The sequence below is a fragment of the Paenibacillus algorifonticola genome, assembly GCF_050481745.1.
Taxonomy (GTDB): domain Bacteria; phylum Bacillota; class Bacilli; order Paenibacillales; family Paenibacillaceae; genus Pristimantibacillus; species Pristimantibacillus algorifonticola_A.
This window is the reverse complement of sequence record NZ_JBCNGR010000021.1, coordinates 1-14,855: the sequence shown is the minus strand read 5'-3', so window position 1 is coordinate 14,855 and position 14,855 is coordinate 1. Positions and strand designations below refer to the sequence as shown.

14 protein-coding genes are annotated in these 14,855 nt (G+C 49.0%); 4 read left to right on the top strand and 10 right to left on the bottom strand.

Going from position 1 to position 14,855, the window contains the following annotated elements; all coding sequences use genetic code 11:
• Positions 1 to 74: 74 nt before the first annotated feature.
• On the bottom strand, positions 75 to 1,139 hold the full coding sequence (locus ABEW34_RS18875) for an LLM class flavin-dependent oxidoreductase (protein WP_430160757.1): 1,065 nt from the start codon (positions 1,137 to 1,139) through the stop codon (positions 75 to 77).
• Between the two features lie 24 nt (positions 1,140 to 1,163).
• The gene (locus tag ABEW34_RS18870) at positions 1,164 to 1,505 is read right to left on the bottom strand and encodes a zinc ribbon domain-containing protein YjdM (protein WP_430160755.1); all 342 of its coding nucleotides are present in this window, start codon (positions 1,503 to 1,505) and stop codon (positions 1,164 to 1,166) included.
• Positions 1,506 to 1,719: 214 nt separating this feature from the next.
• On the opposite strand from ABEW34_RS18870, the gene ABEW34_RS18865 reads away from it, so the two are divergent.
• Entirely contained in the window at positions 1,720 to 2,769 is a 1,050-nt protein-coding gene (locus ABEW34_RS18865) for a bifunctional transcriptional activator/DNA repair enzyme AdaA (RefSeq protein ID WP_430160754.1), read from the top strand.
• A gap of 19 nt (positions 2,770 to 2,788) precedes the next feature.
• Here the strand turns inward: ABEW34_RS18865 and ABEW34_RS18860 are convergent, their stop codons facing one another.
• From ABEW34_RS18860 to ABEW34_RS18850, 3 genes are all read right to left on the bottom strand, one after another.
• A complete protein-coding gene (locus tag ABEW34_RS18860) occupies positions 2,789 to 3,805 on the bottom strand; it encodes an SDR family oxidoreductase (protein ID WP_430160753.1) in 1,017 nt (338 codons plus the stop codon).
• A gap of 236 nt (positions 3,806 to 4,041) precedes the next feature.
• Entirely contained in the window at positions 4,042 to 5,055 is a 1,014-nt protein-coding gene (locus ABEW34_RS18855; protein ID WP_430160751.1) for an NADP-dependent oxidoreductase, read from the bottom strand.
• 279 nt (positions 5,056 to 5,334) lie between these two features.
• Positions 5,335 to 7,641, bottom strand: coding sequence for a beta-L-arabinofuranosidase domain-containing protein (locus ABEW34_RS18850; RefSeq protein ID WP_430160750.1), 2,307 nt, complete (start codon positions 7,639 to 7,641; stop codon positions 5,335 to 5,337).
• 133 nt (positions 7,642 to 7,774) lie between these two features.
• Between ABEW34_RS18850 and ABEW34_RS18845 the strand changes: the two genes are divergently transcribed.
• The gene (locus tag ABEW34_RS18845) at positions 7,775 to 8,539 is read left to right on the top strand and encodes a helix-turn-helix domain-containing protein (RefSeq protein WP_430160748.1); all 765 of its coding nucleotides are present in this window, start codon (positions 7,775 to 7,777) and stop codon (positions 8,537 to 8,539) included.
• 49 nt (positions 8,540 to 8,588) lie between these two features.
• On the top strand, positions 8,589 to 9,239 hold the full coding sequence (locus ABEW34_RS18840; protein WP_430160746.1) for a pentapeptide repeat-containing protein: 651 nt from the start codon (positions 8,589 to 8,591) through the stop codon (positions 9,237 to 9,239).
• A gap of 45 nt (positions 9,240 to 9,284) precedes the next feature.
• Here ABEW34_RS18840 and ABEW34_RS18835 read toward each other — a convergent pair whose 3' ends face one another.
• The 5 genes from ABEW34_RS18835 to lepB form a co-directional block, all read right to left on the bottom strand.
• Positions 9,285 to 9,935 carry a hypothetical protein gene (locus ABEW34_RS18835; protein ID WP_430160744.1) on the bottom strand — a complete coding sequence of 217 codons (651 nt, stop codon included), beginning with the start codon at positions 9,933 to 9,935 and terminating at the stop codon, positions 9,285 to 9,287.
• A 63-nt stretch (positions 9,936 to 9,998) separates the two neighbouring features.
• Positions 9,999 to 10,769: a DODA-type extradiol aromatic ring-opening family dioxygenase gene (locus tag ABEW34_RS18830; RefSeq protein WP_430160742.1), complete on the bottom strand. Its 771-nt coding sequence runs from the start codon at positions 10,767 to 10,769 to the stop codon at positions 9,999 to 10,001.
• A gap of 247 nt (positions 10,770 to 11,016) precedes the next feature.
• Positions 11,017 to 11,139 carry a hypothetical protein gene (locus tag ABEW34_RS18825; RefSeq protein ID WP_430160740.1) on the bottom strand — a complete coding sequence of 41 codons (123 nt, stop codon included), beginning with the start codon at positions 11,137 to 11,139 and terminating at the stop codon, positions 11,017 to 11,019.
• A gap of 175 nt (positions 11,140 to 11,314) precedes the next feature.
• Entirely contained in the window at positions 11,315 to 13,327 is a 2,013-nt protein-coding gene (locus tag ABEW34_RS18820; protein WP_430160738.1) for an S-layer homology domain-containing protein, read from the bottom strand.
• 215 nt (positions 13,328 to 13,542) lie between these two features.
• Positions 13,543 to 14,094 (bottom strand): signal peptidase I, encoded by a 552-nt coding sequence (lepB, locus tag ABEW34_RS18815; protein WP_430160953.1) that lies wholly within the window; start codon positions 14,092 to 14,094, stop codon positions 13,543 to 13,545.
• 270 nt (positions 14,095 to 14,364) lie between these two features.
• On the opposite strand from lepB, the gene ABEW34_RS18810 reads away from it, so the two are divergent.
• Entirely contained in the window at positions 14,365 to 14,826 is a 462-nt protein-coding gene (locus tag ABEW34_RS18810; protein WP_430160736.1) for a hypothetical protein, read from the top strand.
• Positions 14,827 to 14,855 lie beyond the last annotated feature (29 nt).

Sequence of the window (14,855 nt, the reverse complement as noted above, 5' to 3'; positions counted from 1 at the left end):
TTGCTTCGCAGGCTCAGCTCTTGAATAGAGCTGCAGTCCTGCAAGCCAGAGGCGCTTTTTATTCACAATGGTGTTTAGTTCGTATTAGCTTCGTTTTCCGCTTCCCACTTGGCAATCTCCTCGCGCACTCGCGGTGCAACCTCCGTGCCAAGCAGCTTGATTGCGTTCATTACGTCCTCATGCGGCATCGTACCGAGCGGCGTATGGAGCAAAAATCTCGTAATGCCGACATGCTTGCGCAGGTTAATGATTTTACGGGCAACCGTTTCGGGATCGCCGACATAAAGCGCGCCTTCAATGCTGCGGGCTGCGTCAAAGCTGGAACGGTCATAATGCCCCCAGCCCCGTTCTTTGCCGAGCACATTCATAACCGCTTGCGTCGAAGGGAAAAACTTGTCTGCTGCAAGCTGCGTCGTCTCTGCAATAAATCCGTGCGAGTGCGAAGCGATGGGCAGCTTCGAGGCATCGTGCCCCGCATGGGCTGCGGCTCTCTTGTACAGCTGCACCAGCGGCGCAAAATTCATCGGGCTGCCCCCGATAATGGCGAGAACAAGCGGCAGGCCTAACAGGCCCGCGCGAACGACCGATTCCTGGTTGCCGCCGCTGCCGATCCATACCGGCAACGGATTCTGAACGGGGCGCGGGTAAACGCCCAGATTGTTAATGGCTGGGCGGTGACCACCTTCCCAGGTGACCTTCTCGGATTCGCGAATCTTCAGCAGCAGCGCCAGCTTTTCATCAAACAGCTCATTATAATGGTCCAGATCATAACCAAAGAGCGGGAATGATTCAATAAAGGAGCCGCGTCCTGCCATAATTTCCGCACGACCATTTGAGATGCCGTCCAGCGTAGCAAAATCCTGAAATACGCGCACGGGATCAGCGGAAGACAGCACTGTAACCGCGCTCGTCAACCGTATCTGCTTCGTTTGCGCGGCAGCAGCCGCCAAAATAACGACTGGAGAGGAGGCCGCATAATCTTGGCGGTGATGCTCCCCTACTCCATAAACATCAAGCCCGACCTGATCCGCAAGCACGATTTCTTCAACGACTTCGCGTATACGCTGGGCATGGCTCATCACCTCTCCTGTTTCTACATCGGGCGAGGTTTCAACAAACGTACTAATCCCTATTTCCATCGTACAATCCCTCCTGCTTCCACTCTATATTTTTTTAACAAACTCCGATTTCAGCTTCATTGCCCCAAAACCGTCAATTTTGCAATCAATATCATGATCGCCGTCAACGAGCCGGATGTTTTTAACCTTGGTGCCAATTTTGACGACGAGCGAGCTGCCTTTGACCTTCAAATCTTTAATGACTGTGACTGAATCACCATCGTTCAGCACATTGCCGTTCGAATCTTTTACAACCTTCTCATCTTCATTGGCCTTATCCTGCGCATTTTCATTCCATTCATGCGCACATTCCGGGCAAACAAGCATCAGTCCATCCTCGTATGTATATGGCGACTGACACTGTGGACAATTCGGCAAGCTAGACATGAATTCATGCCCTCCATTCCTGTTACTATAATCGTTACGACTTTGCGTGGAAGTTCCATTATAAACGGGAAAATAGCAAGCGTAAACGGCTGAAGCCATCCTCCGGTGGTAAAGCTGCCGTTTCGCGGTGAAAAATCAATGCCTGATTTTCGGCTGCAGCGGCAGCAAGGAATCTATATAATAAAAATCATCAGAAAAGTAAGGGGCGCACGCCATGATACCTGCCGAACGTTATCCCGAATGCTATAGAGCCTTAGTAGAGAAAAATACCGAATATGAGGGCGTTTTTTATGTTGGAGTCAAAACGACGGGCATATTCTGCCGGCCAACGTGCCCCGCTCGCAAGCCCAAATTTGAAAACTGCGAGTTTTATGAAACGGCCCAGCAGGCTTTGCTTGCGTCTTTCCGCCCTTGCCAGCGCTGCCAGCCGCTTTCCCATCCCAATCAAGTGTCAGAGGTCGTTCGCCTGCTTGTTGAAGCGGTGGAGCAAAACCCGGAGAAACGCTGGAAGGGACAGGATTTCAAAAATCTATCCGTCGATGAATCAACGGCTCGCCGCCAATTTAAGCAGCGCTTCGGCATGACCTTCGTCGAATATGCCCGTGCCCGGCGCATGGGAATCGCCTTGAAGAACATTAGAGCTGGCCAATCGGTTATGGATACGCAGCTCACAACCGGCTATGAGTCCAGCAGCGGATTTCGTGATGCTTTCTCCCGCATTATGGGGGCAGCGCCTACTTTATTGGAGGATGGCAAGGTGCTTAAGGCCGCCTGGCTCGATACGCGGCTCGGCCCGATGATGGCGATTGGTGATGAGCAGCACTTGTATTTATTGGAGTTTGTAGATCGGAGGGGCCTCGAGCGCGAGGTCGAGCGGCTGCGCAAAAGGACCAAATCCGCGATCATTCCCGGCACAACAGCATCCATTCAGTCTATTGAACGGGAGCTGGCGCTTTATTTTGACGGGAAATTGACGGAATTTAAGACGCCGCTATTTTTATTAGGCTCGCCGTTTCAGCAAAGCGTGTGGGCACAGCTGGTGCAGATCCCGCCGGGTGAAACCCGCTCCTACGCTGACATTGCGGTCGCACTTGAGAAGCCGACAGCCTTTCGCGCAGTCGCTCAGGCCAATGGAGCCAATCAGCTGGCTATCATCATCCCCTGCCATCGCGTGATTAATTCAAACGGTGAATTAGGCGGCTATGGAGGCGGATTATCCCGAAAAAATTGGCTGCTCCAGCATGAGAGACAAGCATCATGCTGAAGCAGCCGCTTCAAACGAGCTATTCGGTTAGAGCTTTTTCGGCAGCAGCCAGAGCACTCACTACTTTATCGCACCAAAGATCGAATTCCTCGTCTTCCTTCTGATGCTCAGAATTGGCCAAAATGTGGGCAACCGTCTGCTTGATGCCTTGATCCAGCCGAGTCGTAGCTACAAACTCAGGAACAAGCCTCTTTAGCTTCGCATTGTCAAAGACGACGGAGTTCGCCTTGTCGCCCAGCAAGCCGCCCCGGAAATCATATTTGCTGCTCGCAGCGAGAAAATCAGAGGATACATGCACCGCATTAAGCTTTACGCCAAGTGCATCCGCAATGATTTCATAAATCTGATTCCAGGTCACCGACTCGTCCGACGTTATATGCACGGCTTCGCCAATCGCATGAATGTTGCCCATCAGTCCGATGAAGCCTTTGGCAAAATCGCTGTTATGCGTCATCGTCCAGAGGGACGTGCCGTCACCATGGATGATGACCGGTTTATTTTCAAGCATACGCCTTGCGACCTGCCAGCTTCCGTTATTGCCGTGCACGCCCAGCGGAATCGAGCGCTCGTCATACGTATGGCTTGGCCTTACAATCGTGATTGGGAAGCCTTGCTCGCGGTACTGCTTGGTCAAATACTCTTCACATGCAATTTTGTTGCGGGAATATTCCCAATAGGGATTGGATAATGGCGTTCCTTCGGTGATGCGATAATCCGACAGCGGCGTCTGGTAGGCTGAAGCCGAGCTAATGAACATGAACTGCTTGGTCTTGCCCTTGAATAAACGGTAATCCCGCTCCAGCTGCTCTGGCTTAAAGGCGATAAAATCCGCCACTACATCAAATGACAGATCAGCAATAAGCTCTGCGACCTGCTCCTCATTATTAATATCGGCTTTAATGCTATGTACACCTGCCGGCAAATCAGCGTTTCTAGTTCCCCGGTTCAAAAGATAAAGCTCGCATCCACTCTCTACTAACTGCTTCGTAATGGCAGAACTAATCGTGCCTGTCCCTCCAATAAATAGCGCTTTCATAAAACACCTCCGTTAGTATGGTATTGCTGTAAAAGCTGCTTCTTTTCTTCTTCATGATAGCATGGGGCACGGTTGAATACTACGACTACAATTAAATGATGGGTGACTTCCTCAATCTGCAAGCGGCTGCTAGCACTACATTCACAGCATCGCTCCTCTATAGTAAATCGACTAGAAAAAGGCACCGACATTACTGTCGATACCTTGTCGTTGCCTTCTTGAGAGCTGTGCTTTTCCTAAGGAATCTTAACCAGCATTTTCCCCATATTCCTGCCTTCAAATAGCTGCAGAAACGCTTGAGGCACTTTGTCGAAGCCTTCGACAATCGTCTCCTCGTATTTCAGCTTGCCTTCGCCAAGCCATTGTCCTAGCGCCTGAATGCCCTCCTCCGTGCGGTCAGCGTAGTCGCCGAGCACAAAGCCTTTAATAAGCGAGCGAGTCTTGATCAGCTGCGTCTGTATCCGGGGGCCAACATCGCCCGATTTGCTATTGTAAGAGGAAATTGCACCGCATAGCGGAATGCGCGCATGCGTGTTCAGCAGAAGCATGACCTGATCAGAGATATCGCCGCCTACGTTATCGAAATAAACGTCGACTCCATTCGGACATGCTGCTTCCAGCGCTTTGCCTAGATCGCCGACCGTTTTGTAGTTAATTGTCTCGTCAAAGCCAAGCTCCTGCTTCAAATACCGGGTCTTCTCATCCGTTCCCGCTATGCCGACGACATGAGCGCCCTTGAGCTTCGCAATTTGCCCAACAATCATGCCGACTGCACCTGCTGCGCCAGATACGACGACGGTTTCTCCCGCTTTAGGCTGTCCAATATCCAACAGGCCGAAATAAGCAGTCAGCCCTGTAAGCCCCAAAACGCTTAAATAGGCCGATAATGGCGCCACTTGATCATCCACCTTGCGAACGCTGGCGGCATCCACGACATTGTACAGCTTCCAGCCCAGCATGCCGAGCACCTTGTCCCCAACTGCAAGCTGCTCGGAGTTCGATTCGACAATTTCGCCCACAACACCGCCTACAATCGGCTCGTCCAAGGCAAATGGAGGGATGTACGACTTGCTGTCATTCATTCGTCCCCGCATATAAGGGTCAACTGATAAATACAGGCTGCGTACGATAACCTGCCCTTCTGCCGGTTGTTCCACCGCTGCGTCCTTCATCGCAAAATGCTGCTCTGTCGGCATGCCCTCAGGCCGTGCTGCCAAAACGATCATCTGGTTATTTAAAGTTTGGTTCATGATTTAAAAACCTTCTTCCTCGTTTTAAAATAATATATCCATATTAACGAGCTGCATTCTGGCAGCCCGAGCCACAATAAAGATTTTGCTTAACACAGCTGTAGTTGTATTTAAGAAAATAACATACTGGAGGCGAAGTTTCAATGTTCGATTTACATCGAACTGTTTTCACTGAGTCATTTTCACAATTAGCGTATTTATGATCCAATCGGTGGAAACGACAAAACAACCGGAGCCTCTTAGGGCGCCGGTTGCTTGACTTGCTTTTGTACCACAGCCTTATGGGCTGACTATCGCGCTTGTCGTTCTAACTCCCGCAACGCGGCCCGCACAGCTCACAGGCGACTTTGCCTTGAACGTGACAATAACGCTGTTCTTCTCTCGTGTAAGCGCCTCTGCTATATCATAGGTTACATAAAAAACATGGCCGATTTTGTTGCAATGAATCGTTTGCTCACCAACAATCTCGCCATCGACCAGCACCTCAAACTCCCGGTTATAGGATGTGCCCTCATGCTCGAACCGGAAATGATCGCCGCCCCAATAAGCTGCGCAAAGATAATTTTTCTTCGTATCATCAACCGCAAGTCGGTAGCTGAAATATGCATCGCTGACACCAAACGCCTCTCTCCACATATGCAGCTTGTTCTGGTTATCCGTGAATGACCCATTATAGGCACTCGTCAAGCAGTTGCCTTGAAGCTGATGCCCGATCTCATCCTGCTGACCGTCTGGCTCTACGCTATCGATGGTCACCTTATTCAGCTTCTTCTCGAACGCATCGCCCTCGTCATTCAAATTCCAATACAGCGTATAAAACTCATGATGCAAGGCGTAGAAAGGAATGAGCGTGGCCCCTTTCCCATCAGAGGTCACTTCTTTCGCTATTTCAAACGTTAGCGCAGCAGCGTCCCGCAGGGTGATGAAATCGGATACATTTTCACTTTCCGTCCACAGCACGGGCACATCCGCCGTCTTCGTGCTTAACGCCGTCTCATCTACGATGGTATCCTCCGGAAGACCCTCATTGCCGAACTTGCCCGCAAGCACGATTGGCCCATAAAGAAAGGCGATCTTGCTGGCGCTATCCTTGGCCGTGTACTTTCTCAGTGCCATCGGCAGGGTGAGAATGATTTGGTCCCCCTTGCTCCATGTGCCACTGATGGTCAAGTATCCGGCTTGCTTTTCAACATATTTGCGCTCGCCGTTCACAACCGCCACCAGCTCTCCCGCCAGCCAAGATGGCACGCGCAGCTTAATATTAGCCTCTGCCGTTCCCTCAGCAATAACAAGCTTCACCGAGTCCGAATACGGAAAGCTTGTTTCCTGCCTGATGACCAGCCCCTTGGCTTTCCATTCCAGCTCGGAGGCTATATATAAATTCACATACAGATCATCCTGATTTTCAAAATAAATCGCCTCGGCATATTTACCCGGGTTTTCCATACCCGTTCCTGTACAGCACCACCAAGCGGAATCGTGGGTGCCGTAAATTTTGAAATGGCCAGGCAGTGTTGAGGAAAAATACGTTTTATTGCCCGTATGCGGGTCCTGCGTGCCGAGAATGTGATTGTACAAAGCGTTTTCATAATAATCCATATACGCGCTGTTTTGCTCCCAGCCAAACAAATATTGGGTCAGCTCCAGCATATTATGCGTACAGCAGGACTCCGCCGATTTAATACCCAAGCTTTCCATATCCATCGCTTCATAATGCTCCGAGAGGCTGCTCCCGCCAAAAACATAAGAGCGCCTGCCGGCCACCGTATGCCAGAAAAACTCGGCTGCTGTGCGATAGCTGGTATAATTCTTGTTCTGTTCATAAATGCCAGCCACACCGATGACCTTCGGAATTTGCGTATTGGCATGTCTGCCCTGCAGCTCGTCCCGCTCCTGCTCCAATGGGGAAATGATGGCTTTATGCGTAAATTGAACTGCGGTATCCAAATAGATGTCTTGTCCGGTAAGGCCATACAGCTGTGCAAACACTTCATTCATGCCGCCATGCTCGCATTCCAGCATATGCTGGAATTGTTCCTCCGATAATTGCGACAGTCCCTCGACTGCCCAATCGGCAAAGGCTTTGACAACGCGCAAAGCCTCCTCATTTCCCGTCAGTGTGCAAGCATCGATTAAGCCCTGATAAATTTTATGCACGCTATACCATGGAACCCAATACCCATTCATGCTAAAACCGCCAATGTCCGTTCCTTTAAACGCTTCGATAAAAGGCGTTTCGACCAAGCCTCCAACATATCCGCTTCCGGTCGCTGCTTGAATGCCTGCAAGCTCCGATACGGCATAATCCAGCTTCGCTTTTAGCGTCTTGTTGCCTGTTGCCTGATAAGTGACGGCAAGTGCCGACATATAATGCCCGAGCGAATGCCCGCTGATCGTTCTGGCTTCCCAGCCCTCGTACCGCGGCTGCTTGGGCGTCAAACCATGCGCCTCATAGCATGGGGCGAGGAAACGGTCGATATCAAGCCCGTGCAGGTAACGCTCGCCAACCTCTTGTGACGTTTTAAAAAGTCCGTCAAGCAGCAATACGTCGCTTTGGCTGACGAAGCCTTGATTTATTTTCACCATATTTACGAGTCCTCCCTAGACCTAAAATCAGCTATTTGCTATTCTTTACGAACCATTCATGGTAGTATCTTATCAAATAAAAATCGTAATAATCAGGCTCATAATCAAAGAAAAGGTGGATAAATCAGTCTATATGAATGAAAAGCTGAGTCACTATCTATGCGGTAAATTCATATCCGAAGGCAACTGGTCGCACATGAGACGAAATACGCTGCATGATGAGGTTATTATGATGCTGGAGGGCGAAATGTACATTGCCGAAGAAGACCGGGAGTATGTCGTCCGTCCGGGAGATATGCTGCTTCTAAGACACAGCTTGACGCACTATGGGTACCGGAAAAGCGAATCGCCCGTCAGCTTTTATTGGGTGCATTATGGCACGAAAGTGGAGCAATACAGGAGCTTTCCAACCCATGTGCCCATTGAAGGGCCTTCGACGATTAATCAGCTGTTTAAGCAGCTGCTGCATGTTTCTTCTTTTTCGGCTGAGGAGGCGAATGCCGCGTTATTGTTATTATTGAATGAGCTTACGCGGACGATTGAACGGCAAAATCATGCCCCACACGCCATCGTCGATAACATTTGCAGGTGGATGGATGCCCATTTGCATCTGGACATTAATGTCCGTAAAATTGCAGAGGTGTTCAACTTTAATAAGGATTACATCTCGAAGGTTGTAAAGCGGGAGAAAGGGATGGGCATTAAAGCTTATATTTTGACGCAGCGGATTAACCGGGCGAAGCTGAAGCTTCTGAACACAAATCTGAGCGTTAAGGAAATTGCTGGAGAATGCGGCTTTTCCGATTATAAGCTGTTTCTGCGAACCTTCAAGCATTATGAGGGTATGACACCGAGTGATTATCGCAATATTTTATACTCGACACCATTGAATATTTAAAGGTTGAATACGGACAAGCCAGCTGGAAGACGTTTAGGAGATGATCATAATGAGTAAAAAGAAGAAAACGATGGCGATTGAGGCACCGATCCTGCCGATTGAGCTTCCTGTGCTGGAGCAGACCGAGCTGCAATCTCATGCTTTTTTTGAAATGGGCATGATCCAGGATTGCGTATGGGATGGACAGCAGGCTCGCAAGGTGATTTTCGACAAAATTATTTTCAAAAATGTCACGTTTACCGAGACTGCGCTGAACGAGGTCGAACTGACGGATGTGATTTTCGACAAATGCGATTTGTCGAATGCCGATTTTAGCGATGCCATTATCCACCGGACGGTGTTCAAAAACTGCAAAATGATCGGCATCAATTTGACTGGCGCTACGCTGCGAAACATGGTCTGGAAAGACAATTTGGCCGATTATGCCAATTTCAGAATGTCTGATATGAAGCAGGTTTCCTTCCAGGACAGCTCGATGGGCAAAAGTGATTTCAGCTTTGCAAAGCTGCAAAAACTCGAGCTTTTCCAATGCCAAATTGACCAGGCCCAATTTTCAAATACGAAGCTGGCTGGCCTTGATCTGAGCACCTGCGAATTCAATGGGATTGCCGTTGCCCCCGAGGATTTGAAGGATTGCACGATTTCTCGGGAGCAGGCTTATGTGTTTGTCGCGCTGTTTGGGTTGATTTTGAAGGAGTAGCAGCTCTGCCAGGCTATTTGAAGCGTTATGGTGCCCTTTTTTCATTCAGACCATCATTAAATACAATAAGAGCGCCAGCCCCATAACGGCGGCAAACCTATAATTCGGCCTCGCCAGCTCGAAAACCGACTTGTTGAATAATCCCGCCAGTAAATTGTTCACCGCCGAAGCGAGAGAAATCGGATTGGACAGCCCCCAGGTTCCGAGCAGCAAAACGGCGAAATAGATCGGGCTGATCTGCACAGCGGCCGGATCAATGCTGGTCGCGAGAATCGTCACCAATACAATCGGATGAAGGCCAATGAATGAGGTAGCAGCAATCATAACAATGGTGAAGACCGAAAACGATAATGCAATAGGCAGAGGTATGTGCCCGAGCAGGGAGGGAATGACGTTCCCAAACCCTGTAGCGCTGATCGATCCGCTGAAAAAGCCTGCGGCTAAAAACAGCGTAATCTCCTTTTGCAAAGCGGGCAGCGTAACGGTCAAATGATTCGTCAGTCCCTGTCGAAATGTCGGGAGTGCTCCCTTCGCAAAACACCACAGCAGTGGAAAAACAACCGCACCCATGCAAGTAATCAGCACCATCGGAAGCTCGATCAGCTGCTCCAGCAGCAAAATAGCCGCCGTCGCACACAGCAAATAAATAGCGAGTCCCATCGGAAAGGATGCCCGTCTTCCGTGTTCCTTCTGCATGCTTTGGCCTTGCTGATTCTCGATCGCTTTCGTGGATATCGTGACTGTCGTGGCTTCTGCTCTCTAGTTGAACTTCCAACAGCTTAAGCTTAAATTGCCGTACTGGTAGCTGCGGTGAAGCAACGTTGCTTGACGCAGCTTATCACCCGAGCCCATAGCCAGCAGAAGCGGGATAAAATGCTCGCTCGTCGGTACTGCCTCCTGCGCAAAGGGAGCCAGCTCCCTATAATTGAATAGTGCCGGGAGATCCCATGCCTCAAGCTTGCTCTGCAGCCAATTATCGAATGTTTCCGCCCAATCGTCAATGCCTTCAGACTGCCAATTCAGCTTTCTAAGATTATGGACGGTTCCGCCGCTACCAATAATCAGCACATCCTGCTCCCTAAGCGCAGCTAATGCCTTGCCGATCTCATATTGCTGCTCGTTGGTCAAATAACGGTTAACCGAAAGGGCGACGACGGGAATGTCCGCATCCGGATAAATCAGCTTGAGTACGGCCCAAGCGCCGTGATCAAGTCCTCTTTCCTCATCCAGCACACTTGGAATGCCATGTTCAGCGAACAAGGCTTGAATGTCTTCGCTGAGCTGGCGTTTGCCTTCCGCCGGATACGTCATCTGGTACAGCTCATCCTGAAAGCCCGAAAAATCATAAATCGTGCTGTACGCTGGAGCAGCGCCCACCGTCTGTACCGTCTGCTCCCAATGGGCAGAAAAAAGAACAATCGCTTTCGGCTTTGGCGTCTGCTCCTTAAAGCTTTTCAATAGAGCCGTATAGCCATTATCCTCCAACACAATGGATGGCGCCCCATGGGCAAAAAAGTATGCTGGCATCATTGTGCTTGTTCCCCCTTGTTCTTAAGTAGCCATGCAAGAAAATCCCGCTGATTTTCTTCTGATACGCCGTGGTCGGTCGGATAGGTCTTAAAGGTCAATTGCGGCGTCAGCGCTTGAAAATAATCCGCTGTCTCGTGTCCAATTCGAATCGGGTTGCCGAGGCTCTTCAGCTCATAATATTGGTAGCCGGCGCCCAGTCTAAGGTCGCCTCGGATATTAATGATGATGAACTTGTCCTCTAAAGGCGCTACAGCCCATGCATATTTGCCTCATTCGAGCCTTTCCCATGAAGAGTGAAAATAACAGGATAGGTCTGGCCTGCATCCGCATGCGCTGGCAGGTGAACATCATAATGATAAGCGGGGTTCATAGTGACCCTCCTCAAAATATTAGTAATAAGAATTAAAGTTCTGTATTACAAATATATAGCGAAGCTATGGTTTTGGTCAACAGGAAAATCGCTGTGGCGACTTCTGATACATGCAAACAGCGCGTGCTGATCGGGGATCGGCACGCGCTGTTCGGTTTCTTTTTTGTTAATCGGACTACAAGGTTTCCAGCAGCGCTTTAAGCTCAGGATTCAATTGCAGAACATGCAGCACCATCGTTAAAGCCTCCGCACGGGACGCTTGATTATTCGGCTGGAACGTTCCGTTGCCCGCCCCGCTGACGATTCCAGCTGCCGAAGCTTTCTCAATCTGCTCCTTGTTCCACACTTGATTAATGTCGGTGAAAGCAGGCGCATTTGCTGCATTCACACTATCAAGGTCGATAATTTTAGCAAGGATAGCAATAATTTCGGAGCGGCTAATTTCCTGGTTCGGCTTAAATGTGCCGTCCTTGTAACCTGAAATTACGCCTGCTGCCTGCAGGCTTCCAATCGACGCTTCCGCCCAGTGGCCCGAAACATCGCTTAGCACGCTGCCACCTGCAGCAGAGCTGGATATGCCAAATACCTTGGAAATGATGGCCGAGAATTCAGCGCGGGTAATGCTTGCATTCGGACGGAACGTATTGTTCTCATACCCATTAACAATGCTGAGCTTAACGAAGACGTCAACCGTCTTATTCGCCCAGTGGGAGCCGGTGTCCGTAAATAGGACGGTTGTTGGATTGGCTTTAGCTTCCTCTACTTGCTTCGTAAGGCTAGTGACAACCTGATCAATCTTAACGACTTTATCATTGAACTTTATTTGGGGCGCTGGCACCGATGTCGGTGTCGGCGCTGGCGTTGCTGTAGGAGTAGCTGTCGCTACAGGCGTAGTCGAAGAGCCGCCTCCACTGCTTCCGCCACTAGTTGGCGCTTGAACAACAACGCTATGAGAGGCAAGCACAGCCGAACCATCGGCCGCCGTTGCTTTCACAGTAACCGTACCTGCGGATACGCCCGTCAATAAGCCGCTGGCATTAATGGAGGCGGCACCTGTACCATTTTCAACCGACCAAACGATCGATTTGTCCGCTGCATCCACAGGCGCAATTTCTGCTGCCAATTGAATGCTTCCGCCAGTCTGAACAACGGCTTCCCCAGTCAACGCTATAGACGAGACCAGAATAGGCGTTGCTGTTGGCGTCGCTGACGGCTCAGGAGTCGCCGTTGGTGTTGGTGTTGGTGTTGGTGTTGGTGTTGGTGTTGGTGTGGCAGGCACGTTTATCGTTACGCTCATGCTTCCTACGGTACCGGTGCCATCAACAGCCGTTGCTTTCGCTGTAACTGTTCCGGCCGATACAGCCGTCAACAGCCCGTCAGCATCAATCGTCGCTGAGCCTGTATCGTCCACAACAGACCAGACGACTGCTGGATTAGCCGCATCGACTGGAAGGACTGCCGCATGTAACGCTAAAGATTGACCTACATCGACCGAATCGATACCGCCAGACCCGCTGACCTGAATATCTGTTACAACATGAAAAAAGTTGTCCGTAATCAATTTCGGACCTGAGTATACGGCTAATTGTGCAGAAGTCACAGGAGCATCAACAACATTATTTTTAATTAAAAACGTCACGAGTCCGCTATTCGTATAGGAGGACATCCCCCCAAATATTGTAGCATTCGAAGTATAATCAGGATCCATATCATAAAAGAGTAAATTCGGATTACTCGTTTGAACAAATATTTCTGTTCGTCCCGTCACGAGCTCGTCATCCGCATCATAAACAGAAAAAGTGACGTTTGTATAATCCGGATGATTGACATCCGTATGTGGCAGCTCGGCCAAAGCAACATAATCTACAGCCTCTGTCGGTTTGTACGTTTGAATGTTGGATATTGATACGGATTGGCTGCCATAAGAACGTCCGGGAATCCAGCTGACCTGACCATCCGTTACATACCCGCCCATCATCGTTTTATCCGCATAGGTATTTACGGTTACCGATGTTTCCCCTGCATTAACATCTGGAACCTGTGTGACCGTTCCATCAGAATACCGTATAAAAGCATGCTCTGAAGCGTCTGGCAACTCACCATTATAATAGATTGTTATAGAGCTGCCCGAGGCGATACAACCGCTTAACAAAGCGAGAGTCAAAGTCAAAATCAAACCCAATTTCATTATTGAACCTTTTTTCATTGCTTTCCCTCATTTCTAATCATCTTAATAAATGCCCATTAGAACTAGTATAGCTCTTGCCAATGACAGGAAAATGACAAGGTTTGGAGCAACGAAAAAAAGCCCTCCTAGTGAGGGCTCTGAGGGCTCTTTCCAAAAGACGCTATGAAAAGATCGGATTAAAAGCCCCTCCTGCATCCTATAAATGTAGCAATACATTAAGGAAACTTTTTAATACCCATCACATGATCGAGCGGTATAAATCCAATATCCCTGCTGTCCGTGCTATGATTGCGGTTATCGCCCATGACGAAAATATGTCCCTCAGGAACGGTCCATTGCTGATCCGATACAAAATTCATCGTTTCATTCAGATAAGGCTCGTCCAGCGCCACACCATTGCGATAGGTTTTATGATCCTTAAACTCCAGCACATCGCCAGGTTTGCCGAGCACTCTTTTTACATAAAAAACGCCATTGTCATTCGTATTGTTTTTCATAAAAAGCTGAAGCAGCGGATGCTCCAAAAGATCGTCTGTCAAATGCCGTTCTCTATTTACCCGGCTGTCGATCACGACCACATCGCCATATTCCGGAAGCTCGGACAACGTGTGCGAGAGTTTCGAAACGTATATTCGTTCCTTATCCTGCAAAGTCGGGTCCATTGAATGACCGTCAACCTTATAGGGCTGAATAACAAATACACCAATAATTAATGAAAGTACAATTGCAATGCCGAAAGTGCTGACCCAGCTGCCAATCTCCTTCATGATTTTCATATCGCTAGCTCCATCCTCCCTTTTCAAACTAACCACTAAATTATACCATTCATTCTACTACATGAAAACCTGTTGCAGGAAATGCCAATGAGATCACACTCATGGACTTTTTAATATTATTTTCAGCCTTATAGGGTATATTAATCGCAATTCTTATATTGGAGGAATCCAGCCATGGACTCAAGGAAAGCGCCTACATTAAAACCACAATGGATACCTGCAAAAGATAGAAAATGGGTTTTCGGAGTCCTCATCCTATCCGTGTTATTTGTAATTTGGGAGCTTTGGAGCCTGGCTCATCTGCCTGCTGCAACCGTGCACAATCGCAGGTTCGAGCATACGTTCAAAGACTTTGGCTCAAATGCCCGCATCGCCTTGTTTTTGGTCCTCGCAAACTATGTGCTGCTGCTACTCATTAAACTTCAAATATGGAATCAATGGAGTCAGGTAAAAAAAGGCATTGCAACCCTTCTTCGCTTCGCACGAAGATGGCATACGCCTATTGCCATTATCGCGATTGCCTTTATTGTACTTCATGCAGTGGCTGTGTTTATGTATGGCTTCAAACTGGATTTTAGCAATATAACCGGATTGCTGGCTCTGCTTATGCTGCTTCCAGTGCCAGTCTCTGGCTTGTTTAGATACAAGCGGCTGGACCGAAAATGGCATTTGCGGTCGGGATTGGCTTTTACCGTTTTATTTTTAATACACGCATTCCTCTAGCCTGCATAAAAAAACCGCTGAACGACCCG

Coding starts and splice junctions, on each gene's coding strand:
- ABEW34_RS18875 (WP_430160757.1), bottom strand. CDS start 1,139: ATGGAAATAGGGATTAGTACGTTTGTTGAAACCTCGCCCGATGTAGAA.
- ABEW34_RS18870 (WP_430160755.1), bottom strand. CDS start 1,505: ATGTCTAGCTTGCCGAATTGTCCACAGTGTCAGTCGCCATATACATAC.
- ABEW34_RS18865 (WP_430160754.1), top strand. CDS start 1,720: ATGATACCTGCCGAACGTTATCCCGAATGCTATAGAGCCTTAGTAGAG.
- ABEW34_RS18860 (WP_430160753.1), bottom strand. CDS start 3,805: ATGAAAGCGCTATTTATTGGAGGGACAGGCACGATTAGTTCTGCCATT.
- ABEW34_RS18855 (WP_430160751.1), bottom strand. CDS start 5,055: ATGAACCAAACTTTAAATAACCAGATGATCGTTTTGGCAGCACGGCCT.
- ABEW34_RS18850 (WP_430160750.1), bottom strand. CDS start 7,641: ATGGTGAAAATAAATCAAGGCTTCGTCAGCCAAAGCGACGTATTGCTG.
- ABEW34_RS18845 (WP_430160748.1), top strand. CDS start 7,775: ATGAATGAAAAGCTGAGTCACTATCTATGCGGTAAATTCATATCCGAA.
- ABEW34_RS18840 (WP_430160746.1), top strand. CDS start 8,589: ATGAGTAAAAAGAAGAAAACGATGGCGATTGAGGCACCGATCCTGCCG.
- ABEW34_RS18835 (WP_430160744.1), bottom strand. CDS start 9,935: ATGCAGAAGGAACACGGAAGACGGGCATCCTTTCCGATGGGACTCGCT.
- ABEW34_RS18830 (WP_430160742.1), bottom strand. CDS start 10,769: ATGATGCCAGCATACTTTTTTGCCCATGGGGCGCCATCCATTGTGTTG.
- ABEW34_RS18825 (WP_430160740.1), bottom strand. CDS start 11,139: ATGAACCCCGCTTATCATTATGATGTTCACCTGCCAGCGCATGCGGAT.
- ABEW34_RS18820 (WP_430160738.1), bottom strand. CDS start 13,327: ATGAAATTGGGTTTGATTTTGACTTTGACTCTCGCTTTGTTAAGCGGT.
- lepB (WP_430160953.1), bottom strand. CDS start 14,094: ATGAAGGAGATTGGCAGCTGGGTCAGCACTTTCGGCATTGCAATTGTA.